This window comes from Marinococcus salis (assembly GCF_054971365.1).
Map to the genome: position 1 here is coordinate 21,923 of NZ_JBQOJB010000003.1, position 19,844 is coordinate 41,766.

Annotated in this window: 19 protein-coding genes and 1 pseudogene; 5 read left to right on the forward strand and 15 right to left on the reverse strand. The window is 43.9% G+C overall.

The features are described from left to right. Positions 1 to 18: 18 nt before the first annotated feature. On the forward strand, positions 19 to 456 hold the full coding sequence (locus ACTTK6_RS03460; RefSeq protein WP_462832697.1) for a LysR family transcriptional regulator: 438 nt from the start codon (positions 19 to 21) through the stop codon (positions 454 to 456). Between the two features lie 15 nt (positions 457 to 471). Then, positions 472 to 852: pseudogene (locus ACTTK6_RS03465) on the forward strand (LysR family transcriptional regulator substrate-binding protein); the annotation flags it as partial. A 177-nt stretch (positions 853 to 1,029) separates the two neighbouring features. Here ACTTK6_RS03465 and ACTTK6_RS03470 read toward each other — a convergent pair. From ACTTK6_RS03470 to ACTTK6_RS03510, 9 genes are all read right to left on the reverse strand, one after another. Beyond that, entirely contained in the window at positions 1,030 to 1,251 is a 222-nt protein-coding gene (locus tag ACTTK6_RS03470; protein WP_079476728.1) for a helix-turn-helix domain-containing protein, read from the reverse strand. A gap of 10 nt (positions 1,252 to 1,261) precedes the next feature. Further along, positions 1,262 to 1,744: a DUF2975 domain-containing protein gene (locus tag ACTTK6_RS03475; protein WP_462832698.1), complete on the reverse strand. Its 483-nt coding sequence runs from the start codon at positions 1,742 to 1,744 to the stop codon at positions 1,262 to 1,264. Positions 1,745 to 1,908: 164 nt separating this feature from the next. Then, positions 1,909 to 2,187 carry a hypothetical protein gene (locus tag ACTTK6_RS03480; RefSeq protein WP_079476730.1) on the reverse strand — a complete coding sequence of 93 codons (279 nt, stop codon included), beginning with the start codon at positions 2,185 to 2,187 and terminating at the stop codon, positions 1,909 to 1,911. A gap of 172 nt (positions 2,188 to 2,359) precedes the next feature. Beyond that, a complete protein-coding gene (locus ACTTK6_RS03485; protein ID WP_462832699.1) occupies positions 2,360 to 2,965 on the reverse strand; it encodes a class I SAM-dependent methyltransferase in 606 nt (201 codons plus the stop codon). A 123-nt stretch (positions 2,966 to 3,088) separates the two neighbouring features. Further along, positions 3,089 to 3,961 (reverse strand): DMT family transporter, encoded by an 873-nt coding sequence (locus tag ACTTK6_RS03490; RefSeq protein ID WP_462832700.1) that lies wholly within the window; start codon positions 3,959 to 3,961, stop codon positions 3,089 to 3,091. A gap of 708 nt (positions 3,962 to 4,669) precedes the next feature. Beyond that, positions 4,670 to 6,172 (reverse strand): malate:quinone oxidoreductase, encoded by a 1,503-nt coding sequence (locus ACTTK6_RS03495; RefSeq protein ID WP_462832701.1) that lies wholly within the window; start codon positions 6,170 to 6,172, stop codon positions 4,670 to 4,672. Positions 6,173 to 6,457: 285 nt separating this feature from the next. Next, entirely contained in the window at positions 6,458 to 7,120 is a 663-nt protein-coding gene (locus tag ACTTK6_RS03500; protein ID WP_158219216.1) for a 3D domain-containing protein, read from the reverse strand. A gap of 537 nt (positions 7,121 to 7,657) precedes the next feature. After that, on the reverse strand, positions 7,658 to 8,311 hold the full coding sequence (locus tag ACTTK6_RS03505; RefSeq protein ID WP_462832702.1) for a hypothetical protein: 654 nt from the start codon (positions 8,309 to 8,311) through the stop codon (positions 7,658 to 7,660). Positions 8,312 to 8,362: 51 nt separating this feature from the next. Further along, the gene (locus ACTTK6_RS03510) at positions 8,363 to 9,133 is read right to left on the reverse strand and encodes a hypothetical protein (RefSeq protein WP_462832703.1); all 771 of its coding nucleotides are present in this window, start codon (positions 9,131 to 9,133) and stop codon (positions 8,363 to 8,365) included. A gap of 420 nt (positions 9,134 to 9,553) precedes the next feature. On the opposite strand from ACTTK6_RS03510, the gene ACTTK6_RS03515 reads away from it, so the two are divergent. Further along, positions 9,554 to 9,886 carry a hypothetical protein gene (locus ACTTK6_RS03515; RefSeq protein WP_462832704.1) on the forward strand — a complete coding sequence of 111 codons (333 nt, stop codon included), beginning with the start codon at positions 9,554 to 9,556 and terminating at the stop codon, positions 9,884 to 9,886. Positions 9,887 to 9,974: 88 nt separating this feature from the next. Here the strand turns inward: ACTTK6_RS03515 and ACTTK6_RS03520 are convergent, their stop codons facing one another. The 6 genes from ACTTK6_RS03520 to ACTTK6_RS03545 form a co-directional block, all read right to left on the reverse strand. Continuing rightward, positions 9,975 to 11,003, reverse strand: coding sequence for a LacI family DNA-binding transcriptional regulator (locus tag ACTTK6_RS03520; protein WP_462832705.1), 1,029 nt, complete (start codon positions 11,001 to 11,003; stop codon positions 9,975 to 9,977). 242 nt (positions 11,004 to 11,245) lie between these two features. Then, the gene (locus ACTTK6_RS03525; protein WP_462832706.1) at positions 11,246 to 12,685 is read right to left on the reverse strand and encodes a sugar porter family MFS transporter; all 1,440 of its coding nucleotides are present in this window, start codon (positions 12,683 to 12,685) and stop codon (positions 11,246 to 11,248) included. 162 nt (positions 12,686 to 12,847) lie between these two features. After that, positions 12,848 to 13,675, reverse strand: coding sequence for a sugar phosphate isomerase/epimerase family protein (locus tag ACTTK6_RS03530; protein ID WP_462832707.1), 828 nt, complete (start codon positions 13,673 to 13,675; stop codon positions 12,848 to 12,850). A gap of 23 nt (positions 13,676 to 13,698) precedes the next feature. Further along, positions 13,699 to 14,739: a Gfo/Idh/MocA family oxidoreductase gene (locus tag ACTTK6_RS03535; protein ID WP_462832708.1), complete on the reverse strand. Its 1,041-nt coding sequence runs from the start codon at positions 14,737 to 14,739 to the stop codon at positions 13,699 to 13,701. Between the two features lie 13 nt (positions 14,740 to 14,752). Further along, a complete protein-coding gene (locus ACTTK6_RS03540) occupies positions 14,753 to 15,949 on the reverse strand; it encodes a Gfo/Idh/MocA family protein (protein ID WP_462832709.1) in 1,197 nt (398 codons plus the stop codon). A 97-nt stretch (positions 15,950 to 16,046) separates the two neighbouring features. After that, on the reverse strand, positions 16,047 to 17,063 hold the full coding sequence (locus ACTTK6_RS03545) for a Gfo/Idh/MocA family protein (RefSeq protein WP_462832710.1): 1,017 nt from the start codon (positions 17,061 to 17,063) through the stop codon (positions 16,047 to 16,049). A 304-nt stretch (positions 17,064 to 17,367) separates the two neighbouring features. Between ACTTK6_RS03545 and ACTTK6_RS03550 the strand changes: the two genes are divergently transcribed. Further along, positions 17,368 to 17,589: a hypothetical protein gene (locus ACTTK6_RS03550; RefSeq protein ID WP_462832712.1), complete on the forward strand. Its 222-nt coding sequence runs from the start codon at positions 17,368 to 17,370 to the stop codon at positions 17,587 to 17,589. Positions 17,590 to 17,972: 383 nt separating this feature from the next. Next, complete coding sequence (locus tag ACTTK6_RS03555; RefSeq protein WP_462832832.1) at positions 17,973 to 19,622, forward strand: Na/Pi cotransporter family protein; 1,650 nt, start codon at positions 17,973 to 17,975, stop codon at positions 19,620 to 19,622. The last annotated feature ends 222 nt before the right edge of the window (positions 19,623 to 19,844 follow it).

Consider the following 19,844-nt stretch of genomic DNA (forward strand, 5'->3'; position numbering starts at 1 on the left):
CAGAATGGATGTGGACAGATGAATATACGCATGCTGGATTATTTCCTGGCTGTCGCCCAGGAAAAAAACATTTCCAGAGCTTCTAAAAAATTATTTATTTCCCAGCCAGCCTTAAGCAAACAAATTAAACAATTAGAACATATGCTGGGGTTCACCCTTTTTGTGCGTTCCTCTTACGGCATGACGTTAACCCACAAAGGAGAAAAGCTATATGAAGATATCGAACCTCTCGTAAGCCAGCTGCAGTCCCGTATGAAAAAACATACAGAAAGCAGAATTATTCACATTGGAGCTGATCCTTTACTGGCTTCGCATTACTTTCCTCAGCATATGGAAACCTTCATGCCTTTTCGCATACAGCTTACACACATCAAGGAAGATACGGTCGATCTGCTGCCACTCCTTCGTGCAGGCAGCATCGACGCGGCTATTGTTCAGGACCGCCCCTATTACTAGGGCTTATCGTCTGCTTTTTTATTTCATGATGAATTTTTTGCAGCAATCCCTGCCAATCATCCGTTGGCTCAGTTTGACCGTCTTTCTATGACTCAATGCTTTCAATACGCGCAAATCCTTACCCCATTCACCCCTTTATATCAGCGAATAACCCGTTTGATGGGGGACTTGAATGTTCAGGCTCCTTCTATTATTGAAGTTCCTTATAACGCTATCGTGGGATTTGTAGCCCAGGGGTACGGCATTTCCTATCTCCCTTCTATGATCGTCCAGAAGGTTGACTATCGAGGAGTGGTCTTTATCCCTTTGGAGGACGCCCCTCTCCACCGTGACATGTATCTTTTTGCTACCGACCGGTCCTATCTGGAAATACTGCAGAAAGGCCTCGATCTATAAACAGCGTAATGGTAAATTCGAAACACGCATAATGCTTATCCTTCATATAGATATAACCAAAAGTTATACCTGCCCAAAGACTCTCTTTCCTTATTAAATATAAGGAGCCCTGCACAAAAGCAATACAACACAAAGAACGCCTGCGGGTAAAGCTGCAGCCGTTCTTTATATTCGAAATTAATTTCGCGACTCCCCATCTTCCCGGTACTCTAAAATATCTCCCGGCTGGCACTCCAATGCCCGGCAAATGGCTTCCAGGGTCGAAAAACGTATAGCTTTTGCCTTGCCATTTTTAAGTATAGAAAGATTTGCCATCGTAATGCCGACCTTCTCTGAAAGTTCGGTTACGCTCATTTTCCTTTTCGCAAGCATCACGTCGATATTAATGATCACTGCCAATTCATTCACCTCAGACCGTTAAATCATTTTCATATTGTATATCTATAGCGTGCTGAAATAATTTTTGAAGAACAGCAGCAAAGACTGCTACTACGGCAGGAGCAAATACAAACCCTGCTCCAATAAGGATAACTCCCGGGGCGTCATCTAATTCCGCGAAGATGTAAAATAACGGCATCCCCGCTACATACAGACCGCTGATAACTACCGCGCAGTACTTAATCATTTTCAACGCATTGAGAGCTAATTCCGAAAACGCTTTGTTATTGTCAATGTAATTCAGCAGTTTGAATGCCTGATACAGAGCGATAAAAAAAGGAATTGCTGCCGCATACATTACAGCTAAAATTCCGTACATCACGTAAGCAAACCCTGTTTCGCTTCCCGCTGCTTCTCTCGCAATCACAGGCAGGCCAAACAAACATAAAGCAAGCACCGGAAGCCCAATACAAATTACAGCTATTTTTAAAAAGAGCGTAGAGGCTTTTTTCATGACAAGCACCTCCTTGTTAATGATTTTATTTTATCATTTTTTTATTGATAATCGATAAATTTTTATTCCTAATCGAATATAAAACACAAATAAAGCAGGACTCGTTTTCATCCAGCCCTGCTTTACTGCAATAAATATTCTTTATCATTTATTCTAGAAGTCAACTATAAATGCTCTTTAATTTTTTGGATAACCTGGTTCGTAGCATCTTCCCCGTCCTCTGCCCGGATCGGGTCTACTTCAATGTAATTGCTGCGGTTAGTTAACTCTTCTGCCCAGCCAATGAAAAGATCTTCTTCATCATCCTTGTCCACAATGGAAATTTCCCAGTGAACGTTTTTGTCCTGCTGCTTCAACTCAAAATAATACTTTGCAATCGGCATTAATTCTGCCCTTGCTTCTCCGTCAAACTGTTCTTCTAAACTTTTTGGCTGTTCAGCCATTAAAAATACTCCTCTCACTTGAATGCTTAACTGCGTGCAAAATATTTTGAAACAGCTCAAATATGCCTGCTTCTATTCCTTTATTTCCGTTTATACTTATTATTAATCGTTAAATATGGAAAACAAAACGACAAGCGATTCATTTAAAATTAATCAATACTGCTTTCTTAGATCACTCAGCCGGTTTAGCCCAAACCAAATACAAATATCCCCACTGAGCCTGTTCATATTTTACGATGTGTAGTCGTGATGCCTCAACTAACTTTATAATATCCCGGTCTTGATGGCATCCACATGCTTTAAAGAATAAGGGATTCAGCTGACGCTGCAACCATTGAAAGCTCTTACGGTTCATGAGCCCGTGCTCAAGCAGCAGAATTTGTCCTTCATTTTTGCACCATTTATTTAAGAGATTCAATACCTGGATTGGATCTTCGTAGCAGCATAAGGAACCTGTGGAAAGAATCGTGTCAAATCTGTTGGCCGGAAAAGAGAGAGTCTCAACTTCAGACAAAATAAACTCAGCGTTCACCCTGTACTCTTTTGCACCAGCCATAGCCCCTTTGAGCATCTCCGGACTGAAGTCAACGCCGGTATATGCGGCATCGCCGGGCAGAAAAGCGTAGTTCATTCCTGCTCCCACAGCTATTTCCAGCGTTTCACCTCTGACAGACCCACATATTCTTTTTCTCCATTTATTACTTGCCTCTTCTTCTCTCTGCTTTTCCTGCTTCCAGGCCCGCCTGTTAAATTTCTGCACCAATTTCTCGTTCTTCATTTATCAGCCCTCCTGTTTTTGTACCTGGACGGACAGCATTTCGAACCAATTGTTGCTGTAATACGAATGGTTTCCTTATATCTATTATACGCTTTTCCACCAGACTGCCGGGATTTTATTGTTCTACAGCTGATAAGCTTTTCGCTGCTGAATTAAAAATAGCCCAACACCGAACAGCACAACTAGTCCGCCCAAAACCTGGAGGAGAACGACTTTTTCCCCGAGAATGAAAAACGCCAGAATGGTGGCCCCGACTGGTTCTCCTAAAATGGTCATCGAAATAGTAGAGGTGTTAATGAAGTTCAGCAAATGATTGTAAATGACGTGGGCAATCGTCGGAAGGATGGCAAGAAGGACAAATATTTGCCATTCTTCTGCTCCGTATCCACGTATCGAAATTCCGGAAACTGCGTTAAAAACGTGTAGGGAAACGCCGGCCACAAAGAATACAATAAAGCTGTACAGCCAGTGGGTGACCTTTTTTACTACACGCTGGCCAATGAGCAGGTATACAACAACCGCTATTACGCTTAAAAAAGAGAGCAGATTGCCAAGCAATGCGGTACTGCTGCTTCGCCCCAGGTCTCCCAGGCCAATAACTACTACCCCCAGCATCGACAGGCTGATCGTGACTAACTGCGGTACGCTGACTTTCTCCTTATAAATCAAAAAGCCTCCAGCTAAAGCCACTACTGGTTGCAGGGCTAAAATAATAGTAGAGCTTGCTACTGTAGTCAGCTTTAACGACCCAAACCAGAGTGCAAAATGCATACCAAGAAAAATACCCGAAAAAATAAACAGTACCCATTCCTGTTTGTTAATGTTTTTGACGTCGTGCCTATTCAGCCAGACAAACGGCAATAAAAACAGGCTAGCAAGATACATGCGGTACATGCTTAAAACGGCAGCCGGAGCATCGGACCATTTTACAAATATTGCTGCGAAGGAAATGGCGACAACAGAGACTACCAATAAAAACGCTGTGGATTTATTCATCCTTTTTTCTCTCCCTCCTTTATCATTTTCTCTTTATGTTATATATTAAATCGTATCAAACGGGCATTTAAAATTCCGGTATATTATTGCCTATTTCCAGTTACTTTTTTCCGGTGCTTAATTACCCATTATGATTCATGATAGTAGCCCTGATCAGTCTAGAATTTCTTTTTGGAAATCATGAAATTTTATTTGAACATTTATAGTATTTAATAATTTATATTTCTTAAAAATATTATAAAGAATTCTATTCTGTGTAAAAATTAAGGAGAATTCGTTGTGAAGAAAATGCTTTCCGGCTTGCTGGCACTGGCTGTCATTATTGCTCTCAACTGACTCGCTGCCTTCTTTTTTCTGCTGCTTTCATTGAATTTTCGTTTCTCACCGGCCTGGCTGCGGTGATTGTGATAGGCTGGTTTACTTCTTCCGGCAGTTTTTCATTGGAGCACGTTCGTATGCAGACCCAGGGAGATGCTGGGATTAGAATGGAGACAAAGTCTCGCAGCGGCCTCCGGTTTTCGGTGCTCTTTTTTGCTGCGTTGATCTATACTCTCCTCACTTTATTAATTACGTTCTATCATTACTGGGATTTTTTTAATACATATTAGCTTTTTTCTTTACTTTCCATACTACCGGCCTTAAACCAAAAAAGCCTTTTCTCAGCTATTCAAACTGAGAAAAGGCTTTTGGTATTGACCAGATTCAACTTTACGTCATTTGCGGCTGTTTCTGGTTCTTCAACCCAAGCGTGTCTTCGGTGGATTTGTGAATTTCTTCGATCATTTCTGGTTGCTCTGAAAGGTTTATGCCGTACGAAGGGATCATTTCTTTTAGTTTCGGCTCCCATGTATCGAGATATTGCGGGAAGCATTTCTCAATGATTTCGAGCATAATGGATACTGCTGTAGATGCGCCTGGCGACGCTCCGAGAAGGGCTGCTATAGATCCATCTTCCGCATTGATGACCTCTGTTCCGAATTGCAGCGTGCCTTTTCCTTCTTCCGTGTCTTTAATGACCTGCACCCGCTGTCCGGCTACAAGCGGCTCCCAATCCTCTGTTTTCGCACTCGGAACAAATTCTCTTAGTTCTTCCATCCGCTGCTCCTTCGAAAGCATTACTTCCTTGATTAAATACTTGGTCAACGGAATATTTTTGAGACCCGCGGCCATCATCGTAAACAAATTATCTGGTTTGACAGAACCCAGTAAATCCATTAGCGATCCAGTCTTTAAAAACTTTGGCGAGAAACCGGCAAACGGCCCGAACAAAAGCGTTTCCTGGTTATTAATATATCTGGTATCCAGATGCGGTACAGACATTGGCGGTGCTCCGACGGGAGCTTTGCCATACACTTTTCCGAAATGTTTGGATACCACGTCCGGGTCCTGACAGACCATAAACTGGCCGCTTACCGGAAAACCACCAATGCCTTTTCCTTCTGATATACCGGATTTTTGCAGCAGATGCAGGCTGCCACCGCCGCCGCCGATGAATACAAAATCCGCCTCGTGCAACTCTAGAGTTTCTTTTTGATGATTGCGCACCTTTACTTCCCACGTGCCGTCTTCATTTCTCGTAATATCATCTACGTCATGGTTATACTTCATTTCTACATTATTCTTTTCCAAATGGTTAAAGAGCTGACTTGTTAATGAGCCGAAGTTCACGTCTGTTCCATCTTCAATTTTAGAAGCAGCTATCGGCTCCTGAATTTTCCGGTCTTTCATCATTAGCGGCATCCACTTTTCAAGCACTTCTGGATTTTCGGAAAATTCCATTCCCGAAAACAACGGATGTGCCGACATTTTTTCGTAACGTTTCCGTAAAAAGGAAACGTTATGGTCACCGCGCACATAACTGATGTGGGGCAGAGGCATGATGAATTCACGCGGGTTTTGAAGCAGATCACGTTTTACCAGATAAGACCAAAACTGCTTGGATACCTGAAACTTTTCATTGATACTGATTGCCTTACTGATATCAACAGACCCATCGGGCTGCTCTTTTGTGTAATTTAATTCACATAACGCCGCATGCCCGGTCCCTGCGTTGTTCCATACATTGGAGCTTTCCTCTCCCGATTTCTCCAGTTTTTCAAATACTTTAATGTTCCAGTCAGGGGACAGCTCTTTTAGCAGTGCGCCTAACGTTGCACTCATAATCCCGGCCCCGATTAAAATGATGTCTTTTTCTCCCTGTGGTTTATTCATTATCTTTCATACTCCCTACATAATAGAAAAAGACGTCTCCGTTTAGCGGAAATCTTCCGCCGGTATTTTATTCACGTCAGGGAGGCATCTTTTTCAGTAATTTTTCACCAAATATAGATTATCATTATTAAGTCCAGATTAAAATCATTATTGTTACTATAATAACCGTTTATTACCTCAGAAAAACAATCAATACCATAATAAGGGCCTCTATGATCTTTTTTGCACTAAAAAAACCGGAACCGGGAAATGCTTCCCAGTTCCGGCTAGCTTCTTTTATGGTAATTAGTCGACTACTGTTACTTCAACGTCCTGACGGCCGAATGCGAATGCATCGGATTTCGTTGGTACGTGAATGTCAATGCGGTCATCATTGATGGCACCGCCTGTGTCCGCTGCTTCATACGTGCCCATACCTTCGATTTTCACTGTGGAACCGAGTGGGATTACATCCGGGTCAACAGCGATGACGTTAGCGTCACGATCGTTGTTCAGGTTAACGCCAGTTGCAGTAATGCCGCTGCAGCCTGCACATTCAGCTGTATACGCCGTAGCTTCCATTGTCATGGTTTCACCTTCACTGCTGCTGTCGGAAGACTCGGAAGTTGATGCTCCTGCTACTTCTTCCTCAGAAGAATCAGAAGATCCGCCAAGTGCTGCCTGAGTTTGCGGGCCAGCTACGCCGAAGTAGTCGCCTGCTGGAGAAGAAATATCGTTAGCTTCCTGAAAGTCTTTCACGGCGCTGAGCGTTCTAGGTCCGAATGTAGAACCAGTATAGCCGTGGAAGTAGCCTTTTTCTTTCAACGTGTCTTGAAGCTCTGCTACAGAGGAGTTAACGTCACCGTAGGACATCGAACCGTGGTCGCTGATGGATGCGTCTGCTGCCTGTGGTGCTCCGAATACGACGCCTGCTGTAATTGCTGTACCGAATAGTGTTTTTTTCATCATAAATAATTCATCCTTTGTGATCATAATATTGTTATCCGCCCTGATGACGAAGTCCATTGAAAAGTTTGCCTATATGTTTACTTGTCTTTGTGCCAACACTGCATGGATTGCCAGGTCGTCTTACCGTCGTTTACTTTTTCTGTGCTTTCTCTCAAACACAACGCTACCGATTATGCCTTGAAAAAGTACAAATGGCAATAACATTAATTTAGTTGTAATCTAACCTTAATAGTTTTTCATATTATGTAAAAATGTTGGGTCTTCGTACGTGTATTTGCCGAAAAAAAACCGTATTTCCACTCATTACTAAACAAAATGCGTTTTAAATATTACGCGTTTATTACAAAAAGCACGTTTTTACGTAACATTATCTGCAGCATAAAGAGAAAATTACTTTTAAATTTTTCAATCACAGGGTAAATTCATTAATTTTTACGCCCGGCTGCAGCCGGCAATATTAAAAACCCCTGCAGGCTTTTCTTCTTAGAAGCCTGCAGGGAGCCAATTCTATTCAACTACTATGCAACTGTAAATTTATTATACCTGTTTATATGAAGTAACCTCTAGTTCTTCATCCACGGTGGCTTCGTATGTTTCTACTTTCGTTTTTCTGCCGTCATTGTTCAGCACTTCGATTTTTACATGCCACAGCCCGTCCTTTTCTTCTGTGGAAGTAATACGCTTTGGTTCGGCTACATAGTTTTCGAAAAATGCATTAACGCTGTCCATCACTTCAGTAAGCCGAGGGCCGTTCTGTTTTGATTTTTTCTTTTTAGAAGGCGCCGATTTTTCTTTGGAGGCATGATTTGCCGTACTTTCTGCGTTCTTTAATTGTGGCCTGCCTTCTTTTTTAGAAACCATTCTTGCTTTTTTGGGCACCTGTCTTTTATCTTTCTTCTCTGAAGACGAACTTGACGTGCCGGAAAGTTTCGCTTTCGAGTTTTCTACGGTCTGCTTTACGCCGTCTTTCGTTTCCCCAGCTTTTTTGAGTGGTTTTTTCAATAAGGAAGCTGCGCCCCCGCTTTTATTTTCATCCTTCGACGAATTGTTTTTCTCCTTTTCCGATTCTCCCAATGACTCGTCCTGGGCATCTTTCTTTTTCATTCCTTTTGTGACCATCGGAATAGCGCCTCCGATCAAACTTCCGGCTGCCATTAGCCCGTAGGTAACTTTATCTTTTTTTTCAGTCATTATGTTTGCCCCTTTCTTTACTATTCGAACTTGAGTAATCCTTTTAAGCCTCTATCTGTCCGCACGAGGTTTAATGGATAAAAATTTTTTCCCGGTTATGCTGCTATCCCCGGCGCTTTCTTTAATTTCTCTAACTAAATCCTCCCAGGCATTTTGCATAACATCGTTTTTCACTTGCTGCTTGAGTTCTTCTTTGACCTCTGTGTACATTTCATCCTTCCATTCCAAGGCTATGGTACGTGTAATATCATGGACGAGCGTTTTCTGTGCAGCTTCTGATAGAAACGAGGAGGAGGCCGGGGCTTTATTTTCTGACAGTGTGTTTTCATTCAGGTCTTCGTTATTATTTTCGGCGGGCGTTTTCTCCGTTCCTTGATACGCTTCATTAACCTGCTTCATAATTTCCTCAATCATCCCGTTTTTATTTTCCGCTGTTACTTGCAGCCCACTGTCTACCGCCAATTTTTTTACAGCCTGCTTTTCCATGGAATAAAGGTTAACCTCTTCTTCATTTCCCTCTTTATTCGTAATAATGACCCCGGCGTAGTTTTCTTTATTTTTTTGGCTGGCAGGCTTTTCTTCTGTAATACCTGGTTTCTTATTTTGAACTGTCAGCTTCGATCCGGCCGCCTGATTTAGGATTTCATTAACCATATCCTGCTTTTTCGTTGCTTTAATCTTTAAGCCGCTGTCTTTTGCCAATGCTTTAATGGCTTTATTACTTAAAACGAGAAGATTGATTCTTTCTTCTACTCCTCCATTATCGACGATGACTACTGCTGATTGCTGGTCTTCACCGGAAATTGGTTTACGTACAGCCACCGTTATCTCCTCTTTTCTCCCCGCTTCCGGGATTTTTCATGAAACCAATTTTTCAGCCAAACATGCTAATGTTCAAAAAACCTCTATAATTTAACAGTCTTTACCTTATATACCCTGGAATCAAACTTAATAAGTACAAACTTTCTTCTACCCGTATTTTTTAAAGATATCACTGCAAAATAAATTTTATTCCCTTCAAGAGTTAAGTAATCTCGAAGGGAACAGATACGGTAACTTATATTCGTCGTCCGATGGCATGTCGGATGACCGCCCCCATTCCTGCCTATATCACTCTAAAGACATAAGTACTTAAGCCTCTCGACCTTCTCCCTTGTGTACTTTTATTTTTGCCTGCTGTCGGGAACAGGAAGGTTAGACTTCAAACAATATCTTATCGAGCAGAAAGAAGGGCGGCTATTTATGGAAGAAACCAAGTACCGGGCAGTGATGCTGCAAAAGGACGAAACATTGGTAGAGCGGCACTATACGAGGAAACAATTATTTGAAGGCGGAAAAAGCGTGAACCTACGAGAAAGCCATTATCATGTGCTTTCTGACGTTTGGGCTGTCGGGTTTTATGAACTACCGGGAGAAATCGAGGAGGTATGGGCTGAAACAAAAGATGCTTCTTTTCCGCTTCCTGCCATCTTTTTCAGCTACAACCAGCATACCGGAGCCATGGCCAATATGAGTGAGACTCTAGTCGAGCAAACAAAAAGAGAAATACAGAAAGCTGAAATCAGTAAACAATAATTCGTGCAAGCAGAAAAAGCAATGCCTCTCCTTTCCCGGACCGGCATTGCTTTTTATTGGAAGTACGCAGGAAATTTAAAGAGGTTTTTCATTGCGCTGGCTCCTGTATGCTCATTGTATTATTCGCTGTAGTCTGTCGTATTTTGATATCCGGCGTTAAAATAATCGTGCGGCTGGATTGTTTTTTTCCTTTAATCTGATCTACAAGCGTCTGGGTAACAATTTCCCCCATCTCCACAATTGGCTGTGAAATCGTAGTCAGCGGGGGATAGCTTAGAACGGCGATGAACGTATCGTCAAATCCTACTACAGAAAAATGCTCCGGTACATTTTTTCCTGCTTCCCTCGCGCCCTGGATGCCGCCGATAGCCAGAAAATCCGTTAAGGCAAATGCTGAGCTGACCGTACTGTCTTTTTCCAAAGCGTCTTTGACAGCATGCGCTGCCTGCTGGGTCGTCATTAATCCTTCAATAATTTTAATATTATCTTTATCTGTTTCTGCCTCTTCGAATGCTGCATAAAACCCTTTCAATCGATTCTGCTCGCTTGAATTATCCAAATCCCCGACCAGCAAAAGAGTTTTTCGGTGATTCAGCTCCAGCAAATGCCGGGCAGCTACATAACCGCCGCGAAAGTCATCCACCAATACAGTACTGACCGAGAGAGTTGGAATATCCCGGGACACAAGCACTACGGGAATGTTCTGCTCCATGAATTCCTTGAGTGCTTTCATATTGTGCATCCCCGTGCCTAACACTACCCCGTCCACCTTTTTTTGGTTCAGCCACCACAGGTATTGCACTTCTTTTTCCGGATCGTTATCAGTGTTGCATATGACTACGCTGTACCCGTTCGCATGCCCCGTGTCTTCAACACTTCTCGCCAGCTCCGCGAAAAAAGGATTCGCGATGTCCGGGATCACCAATCCGATGGTATGCGTGTGCTTTCCCGTGAGTGCGGAAGCTACCATGCTCGGGTGATACCCTACCTCTTCAATGATTTTCAGTATTCGTTTTTTCGTTTTCTGTCCTACATCAGCTTTATCGTTGATGACTTTTGAAACCGTAGCAATCGAAACCCCCGCCCGCTCTGCCACATCGTATATGGTTGGTTTCATTTTTCTCCTCTTTTCCAGTTTTTTATTACCTTTTTTCCTTCACTGTTTAGATTTGTTGACGGTTTATTATAAACAAATAAATATTAGATATACAATTACTCTACTTTCATGCTCTGGCAGCCGCAGGCTTCTCTCCCCAATATTTTCTATTAAGAAAAGCTGGAAATTATCCAGCTTTTCGAATTAATTCTTTTATTTTGCTTAAAGCAGTGTTTGCAATGAATCATAGTTATTTGGCGTCTTTATGACGACTGCGCCTGCTTGTCTGTTTTTGCCTGCTCGCTTTTTGATTTTTGATCGAACCAGATCTGTTCAATTTCTTCGAGCGATTTATTTTTCGTTTCAGGAACGAATTTCCATATAAAGAAGAAGGCGAATGTGCTGACGGCACCGTAAATCATAAACGAGCCGACACCAAAAGCTGCATTCAGCGGCGGGAAGGTAGCTGAAGCTGTCAGGTTAGCACCCCAGAGGAGCGTCACCGCTAAAGACATAGCCTGGCCTCTGATTTTGTTTGGAAATATTTCTGAAAGCATTACCCAGGTAACAGCCCCCCAGGTCATTTGGAAAAAGGCGACAAATCCTAAGATGAATATGAGCGTCGCGACCCCATAGACGCCTGAGAAAAATAGTGTAGCTACAGTGAACAAACAAATCGCACAGCCCGCTGATCCGAGCAAAAGCAGAAATTTCCTGCCGTTTCTGTCAATCAGGCGAATAGCAATTAAGGAAACAACGACGCCGATAGCCCCCACTAATATAGTTTGCAGCATTGAAGCAGACTGTCCGGCACCGAGGCTTTCAAAAATACGCGGAGCATAGTAAAGGATGATGTTGATGCCGATAAACTGCTGCAAAACGGCAATGGTAAAGCCTACAGCCAGAACTAATTTTCCATAGTAAAACAAATTAACCTTCTGGGTTTTGGTATTAATTGATTCCTGGATGCTTGAAAGTGTACGGCTTGCGGCTTCCTTGGACCCCTGTAATTTTTCCAGTACGTTATATGCCTGGGTATCTGCATTTTTAAGTGCCAGGTATCTTGGCGTTTCCGGAATAAACAACAGTAGTAAGAAAAACAGCGCTGCCGGCACAAGCTCCGAGGCGAACATCAGTCTCCAGCCAATGTCATCAACCCATGCGCTTGACTGCCCCCGCACGATTCCCCAGTTGACGATATAAACTACAGTCTGTCCGAAAACGACAGCCATGTTGTACAAAACAACGAGCTTGCCCCGGATATGCTGGGGGCTCATTTCACTGATGTATACTGGTGCGATCGCTGAGGCAAGACCTACACCAATACCACCGAGAATACGGTAAAGGTTAAATGTAATTAACAAAGATAATGTCGGCTCTCCCCGGGTGAAAAAGAACAACTCCGGATAAGCAGAGCCCAGGGCTGATAAAGCAAACAAAGTCGCGGCAATGATCAACGTATTCCGCCGGCCGATACTGTTTGCGATCAATCCTGATATCAAGGCCCCGATAATACAACCTGCAAGTGCGCTTGAGACAGTCAAACCATGAACCAGTGATCCCAGCCCTAAGCTGTCTACCAGATATAGCTGCACTGATTGTTCTGCTCCGGCAATAACTGCTGTGTCATACCCGAAAAGCAGTCCGCCCAGCGAAGCAACGAGCGCCACTGAAACAATATAAAATCTTTGGCTGTTTTTCATTCAAATGTAAGAAGGGAATGATGCCCCCTTCCTTCCTCCTTTCTTTCCTCAAAGGAAATAGGCTCAATATGAGTCTTTGTTTTCGTCATTTCGAGAAAGAAGTTTATAAACCGCCAGCATACCCCTGACTGTTGAAAGCAACTTGTGAGAATTATCTGATCTTTATGCAAACATTTTGTCCGATGCCTCTTTTACATACTGGTAGGACCGCTCTCCTAAGCGGTATTTTTCCATTTCCCAGTAATCGGGCCGAAACAGCTCCAAACCGACCATACGTATAGGCCCTGTTTTTTGTATTCTTTTACCAATTTCTTGTAATGGAATGACGCCAAGGCCTGGAAAAATGCGGTCTTTGTCTTCAAGCTCTTCGATTTTTGCATGCTCTGCATCATTAATGTGAAACACAAATATTTTTTCCGTCGGTATGTGGCCGATAGCATCCAGAGAGGAACCGCCAGTATAAAAGTGAAAAACGTCCAGTACGAGGCCTAGATTCTCACGGTCCACTTCATCCATAATTTCTTTAGCAGCTTCCATAGTTTTAATCGAAAAATTTTCGATGCCTATAAATTCAAGTGCAATGTTTATCTGATATTTACGGCCAATATCGCTCATTTCCTGAAGCATCTGTACGCTGTCTTTTACAATTTCTTCGTTTGAAACCTCCGGCGGCCTTGGGCTCGGTACAGCAATAACGTACGAGGAACCAGCAGCCTGGGCGATCCGGCACCATTTTTCCGTATCTTTTAACACCTGCTCCCGTTCTTCTCCCTTTTTCAGGTTAAAGAATTCGATGGCATTAATGGCGTCTGCCTTAACGGATGACTGTTCGAAAAGCTTATTCAGCTCATCGAGTGTGTGATGCTTTAAAAATGCTTCGAGCTTATACGTTCTAAGCTCTACCACATCGTAGCCTGCATGCTCTGCAACCAGAATATCTTCCTCCAAAGTGCATTGATCCGTCGTAGAACCGTTTAAACCATACAGCATTGTCTTTCCCCCTCTTCTATCCTTTACAGCACGTATACTTTGTCCTGGTACAGCTCCTGCATATTGATCCGCTTTCCGTTATTCATATAGGAACGGGTGGCAGCGAGCGCTACCTGCATGTTGATTTTCGAATCCACGGATGTCACCCGCGGCTGCTCTTCGCCTTTGACACATTTGATAAATTGTTCCAGCTCCTGCACATATGCTTCCCGGAACCGCATCTGGAAATTCGGTACAATCTCATGATTGCTGCCTGTGCTGCTTTGAACCGTGACGTCGCTGTTCCGCAGGGAGCCCACAAAAATGGCCCCTTCCGTTCCAATAATTTCGGCGCGGATGTCGTGGCCGTACGGGGAGTTCCGGCTTGCTTCCACATCACCCGCCCCGCCGTTTTCAAACTCCAGGTACGTAATGGCCTGGTCGACATCGTTGTATTCTTCCATGAATGGATTCATCAAAATCCGTCCGTGACCGGACACCGAGGAAATTTCCGAGCTCATTAAATACCGGGCAATATCATAATCATGAATCGAGCAGTCCAGAAAGATACCGCCGCTGTTTTTGATAAAGGAGGCCGGAGGAGAACCGCTGTCGCGGGTGAATCCTTTAAAATACATCGGCCTGCCAATTTCCCCGGCATCAATCCGCTGTTTGGCATCAAAGTATCCCGGGTCATACCGGCGCATAAAGCCCACCTGGCAGATGACATCTGCTTGTTTCACCACATCAATGACCTCATCTGCTTCTTCAATCGTGGAGGTGAGCGGCTTTTCCACAAATATCTGTTTGCCGTGCGCCGCTGCCTTTTTAATCATTTCTGCATGCGTGCTCGTCGGTGTCACAATAACGACCGCGTCAATGTCCGGGTTTTGGAACACGTCTTCCGGGTGCGCGGTCCACGCAGGCACCCCAAGCTGGTCGGCAGCTCTTTCTGCATGCTCGGCAATCGGGTCGCAAATCAGCGTAAGCTCTGCCCCCTTTACTTTATTCATCATATTGCTTGCGTGAAACATCCCCAGTCTTCCAAGGCCTAAAACTGCTACTCGTATATCCTGCTGTGCCATTGCATGTCCTCCTTTAATTAATTTCCACGCCCTCGGGTTTATAAATTTCAGAGATAGAGGTCCATCCCCTTTTATTCACGGAACGTTCAACCGCCTCCAGGACAGTCTGGTTCATAACCCCATCTTCAAAGTTTGGTGCAGCGCTTACTCCCGCTGAAATATTGTCCATTAGAGAAGCTATTAAATTGACGAAGGTATGTTCATATCCGAGGATATGGGCTGCCGGCCAATAATTCCCCGCAAACGGGTGTGCTGCTTCCGTGCAGTTTATCGTTTTAAATCCCTGCAGCCCGGCTTCGTCTTCTTCAAAGTAAACCTCCAAATTGTTCATGTTTTCCATGTCCCAGCGGATGGAGCCTTTTTCTCCGTTAATTTCAAAGCGGTTGCCCGCACGGTTGCCCCGGCTGAAGCGGGAGGCTTCAAATGTTCCCATCGCCCCGTTTTGGAAGGTGGCAAGAAAAGCGGAAGCGTCATCTACCGTTACTTCGCCCCATTCGCCCTCACGAATTTCTGTCTGGAGATTGTGCACGGTGTCCCCAAGCGGACGCTCTTTAATAAAGGTCTTCATCATTCCAGCCACTTCATCAAATTCGCCCACCAGAAATCTAGCAAGGTCAATAATATGGGCCCCAAGATCACCAAGCGTACCCGAGCCTGAAATATTTTTCTGCATGCGCCAGGTGAGCGGATAGTTTGGATCCATCAGCCAATCCTGCAAAAACGTGGCACGGATGTGATAAATACGCCCAAGTTTTCCGCTGTCAATCAGCTGTTTGGCAAATTGAACTGCCGGCGCAAACCGGTAATTATGACAGAGCATATGAGTGACATTGTTTTTCTTTACTGCATCGCGCATCCGGACCGCTTCTTCTACGGACAAGGCCAGCGGTTTTTCGCAGAGTACATGCTTCCCGGCTTCCGCTGCCGCAATGGCAATCTCACTGTGAGTATCATTCGGGGTCACAATATCAACTAAATCAATATCGCTTCGGTCGACGAGGGAACGCCAATCTGTCGCATGCCGGGCCCAGCCCATCTTTTCAGCGGCCGGCCCAACTCTCGAGGAGTCCCTCCCAACGATCGTGTCCAGTTTCGGTGTTACCGGGCTGTCAAAATAGAAAGGGACGTCCCGGTATGCATGGCTGTGCGCCCTCCCCATCATTTTGTAGCCCACCATGCCAACATTAATCGTTTTCTTTTCTTCTCCCACTGGTTCTCCACCTCCGTGTATTCTCTTTGTGCCGGGAGCTGCTGTTTAATGTATATACTCCCTATATTTACTTAAGCGCTTAAGTAAATATTAAAAACTATGCTTCTTTTAGAGCTTTTATCCTGTTCGAAAAATCTATTTCTTCGCCCGTTCTGGCGCTTTCATAAATAGCATTGATAAGCATAGTTAATTGATAAGCGTCATCAACATCCACAGGAGGGGCTGTTTTATTAACCAGCGCGTCAACAAACAATCTGTCCTCTTCAATGTATCCACCCTTTTCATAAAAAGGAACCTGCGTGTAATCCTCGGCTATCATTTGCTGCTCCAGTCCGGGGGACAGGCGCACCGTCTCAAGCTCTGCGGTTGTAGCTGTAGAATATTTTCCGTAAATTTCGACTGCTTCAAATGGGAAGCTCCAGCCCGAATGGGCAGAAGATACAAGTGTGGCAATACTGCCATTTTCAAACGTTACCAGCACGGCAAAATCATCAAATTCATTATCAGAGATGTTCTGTCTGGCCTCACAGCGAATAGTTTTTACCGCTCCGAAAAAATACGGCAGCAGGTCGATTTGATGAATCGTCGTTTCATAAAGAAAGCCGCCTGTTTTGTTTGAGTCTGCCGTCCAAGCCGGCTTTAGCAGCTCACCGCGGTTAAGCTTAAACTGACCGAGATATGGGTCCAGCTCCCCTTCCCTGATCCACTCCTTCACCTTTTTATAGGTATTTGCATACCGGCGGTTCATTCCTAAATTGTAAATCCCCTTCGATTCTTTTGCCGCTTCCCGAATTTTTTCCGCGCCTTCTTCGGTTACAGCCATCGGCTTTTCACTAAACACATTCAATCCTTCTTCGAGGCATTTAATGACGGGCTCTACATGTGTTGTATTTGGCGTAGTTACATATACCGTGTCGACCCCTAAGCTGATCAATTCGTCCAGCGTTTCGACGGCCTGAACATTTCCTTCAAGAGAGCCCGCTAATTTTCTGGCATTATCCAGCACAATATCTGCGACTCCAGTAATTTCTACTCGTTCATCCTCCTGCAGGATAGAACCGTGCACAGAAGCAATGAAGCCCGAGCCTAAAAACCCTACTTTGATTTTTTCCATGTGTGAACCTCCCGAAAATAGAGTAAGCGCTTTCGTAATATATACTTATTGTAATTAAATCATCTCTATATGTAAACCCTTACAAATAAATTTAATACATTCATTTGAAATTATGTGTGCTTTTCCTTACCTCTTAGTGCTGTATTAGCGCCTGGTCTATAGCGGAATTTTTATAGTATATTTTTATTTGCTGAAAAAATCTAGACATGAATATAGAAATCAATCCGCTATTAACTATCAACCTCTCAAAAGTTTTGTCAGCATTCTGCTTCGTTTTTATGTTTTTCAATAAACAAGCCATTCTTTGCCGAAAACCCTGAATTACGTTGTCTATATTGCACTTGCCGCTCCTGCACTTAATGCAGATCTAAAACTTAAACGTTTCTTTGATGGCACATACTGCATCACCTCTTCTCTTCCAGACGACAAAATGGCAATGCCTGTGGAAGGAATGGATGCTGTATCATTTATTCCGGAAGTATTGGCAGCTGCATCAAAAATCCGCATTTCTGGCGAATTACGTTAAAACGGAATTATCTTAGGGACGCCGGAGAGTTTGTTTTTATATGCTGATGAACTATGGGTAGCGATGCATAAAGATATAGAAGCATTTTTCCATGCTCTGCATCCTTTTGCCATGCAAGGGGTTTTTATTCGTTTTCTTCTTGACGTCCAACCATTAAAAGCTGCCTGGGAATTTTATAATATTGGTGTTTCTTCGCACAGTTCAGCTTACTAGTAAAACATTGTTTTCCCCGTAATCATTGCTGGAGCATGTTTCATATGCTTCCCCTCCCCGCCTTTACAAAATCTTAATAATTCCTTTATTTACATTACAGGTGATTATCCTTTAAAACTATAGAGGGTATTGCAGTTTCCCGTGTTCGATAGACTTCAAGGGGAGGAATCATTGTTTTGGATATACAATCGCTTTTGTTTACATTTCTCGGTGGCTTAGGAATCTTTCTGTTTGGTATCAAGTTTATGGGGGATGGCCTGCAGAAGATTGCCGGTGACGGACTCCGGAACCTGTTGGATAAATTTACGAGCAACCCGTTTTTAGGTGTGCTCACAGGTGCGGTAGTTACGATTCTTATTCAGTCGAGTTCAAGCACCACTGTTTTAACTGTAGGGCTGGTCAGCGCAGGATTTATGACACTGCGGCAGGCCATCGGTGTCATTATGGGAGCAAACATCGGTACTACGGTGACGGCTTTTATTATCGGAATTGATTTGGAAGCTTACGCTCTTCCGATTCTATTTCTAGGAACAGTACTGATCTTTTTCTTTAAAAATAAAAAAACCAACAACATTGGGCAGACCTTGTTTGGCTTTGGTGCCTTGTTTTATGGCTTAACTTTGATGGGCGAAGGAGTAGCGCCCTTAGAGAATCTTCCGGCTTTTAACGACTTAACCATCAGTATGAGTGAAAACCCGTTGCTTGGTGTTCTTGTCGGTGTCCTCTTTACCGTCGGCCTGCAAAGTTCTTCAGCAACAATCGGCCTGCTTCAGGAGCTGTTCAGCCAGGGGGCCATTCCGCTAGAAGCTGCCCTGCCAATCCTGTTTGGCGACAATATTGGAACCACCATAACCGCAGTAATTGCGGCCATCGGAGCTTCGGTGGCGGCCAAGCGGGCAGCGATGGTGCACGTGATCTTCAACATGCTCGGGGCAGCAATTGTGCTGATACTGCTCGTTCCATACACCGCCTTTATCAGCTATCTTCAGGGCGCCCTGCAGCTGAATCCGCCCATGACAATCGCGTTTGCCCACGGCATATTTAACCTGGCCAATGTATTGATTCAGCTGCCTTTTGTCGGAATCCTGGCGTATATTGTCACTAAGCTGGTTCCAAGCCGCGAAGAGGAGATAGATTATCAAACAAAGCACCTTGACCCGCTCTTTATCCAACAGTCGCCATCCATCGCCCTCGACCAGGCGAAGCTGGAAACACTCCGTATGGCTGAGTATGCAGAAAAAGGGCTGAAGCAGAGCGAAACTTATGTAGGGACCCAAAATAAAAAGGCTGCGGAAAAAATCGTCCGCTACGAAGAAGCCGTCAATAACCTGGACAAAAACATCACCAATTATTTAACAGGTATTTCTTCAAGATCTCTTTCTTCTGAAAGCTCACGCCAGCATTCTGTTCTGATGGATACTACGCGCGACATTGAACGCGTGAGCGACCACGTGGAAAACTTAATGGAACTCGTTGATTACCAGGTATCGAATAAAGTAACACTTTCGCCGGAAGCCTATAATGACTTAAATAAGATGTACGAATTAACCACAAGCACATTTTCCCGGTCCATTGAAGCACTCGAGAAGGACGACCGGGAAATCGCCGGGCGGGTACTGACTCAGGAAGAAGACATTGACCGAATGGAACGGCAACTGCGTAAAAAACACATTATGCGTCTCAATGAAGGGCAGTGCTCCGGCTCTGCGGGCATCGTTTTTGTTGATATGCTGAGCAATTTAGAGCGTATCGGCGACCATGCTGTAAACATTGCAGAAACCGTGCTTGATGATGATCGTGAAACCCAGCAAAGCAGTTAAAAATCAGGCAGCGTCCCTAATTTCAGTTGGGGCGCTGCTTTCTTTTGTCCTGATAAACGAACGTGAGCACCAGAAACTGTTTTGGGGGGGCCGTGGCCTTCCATTAATTTCTTCATTTTTATGTTCGCGCTTATAATTTACCATTTTTAAACATATAAACCACATTTCATCTAAATACCTATTGTAAAAGAAATAAAAATCTAACATACTAATTTAAATGAT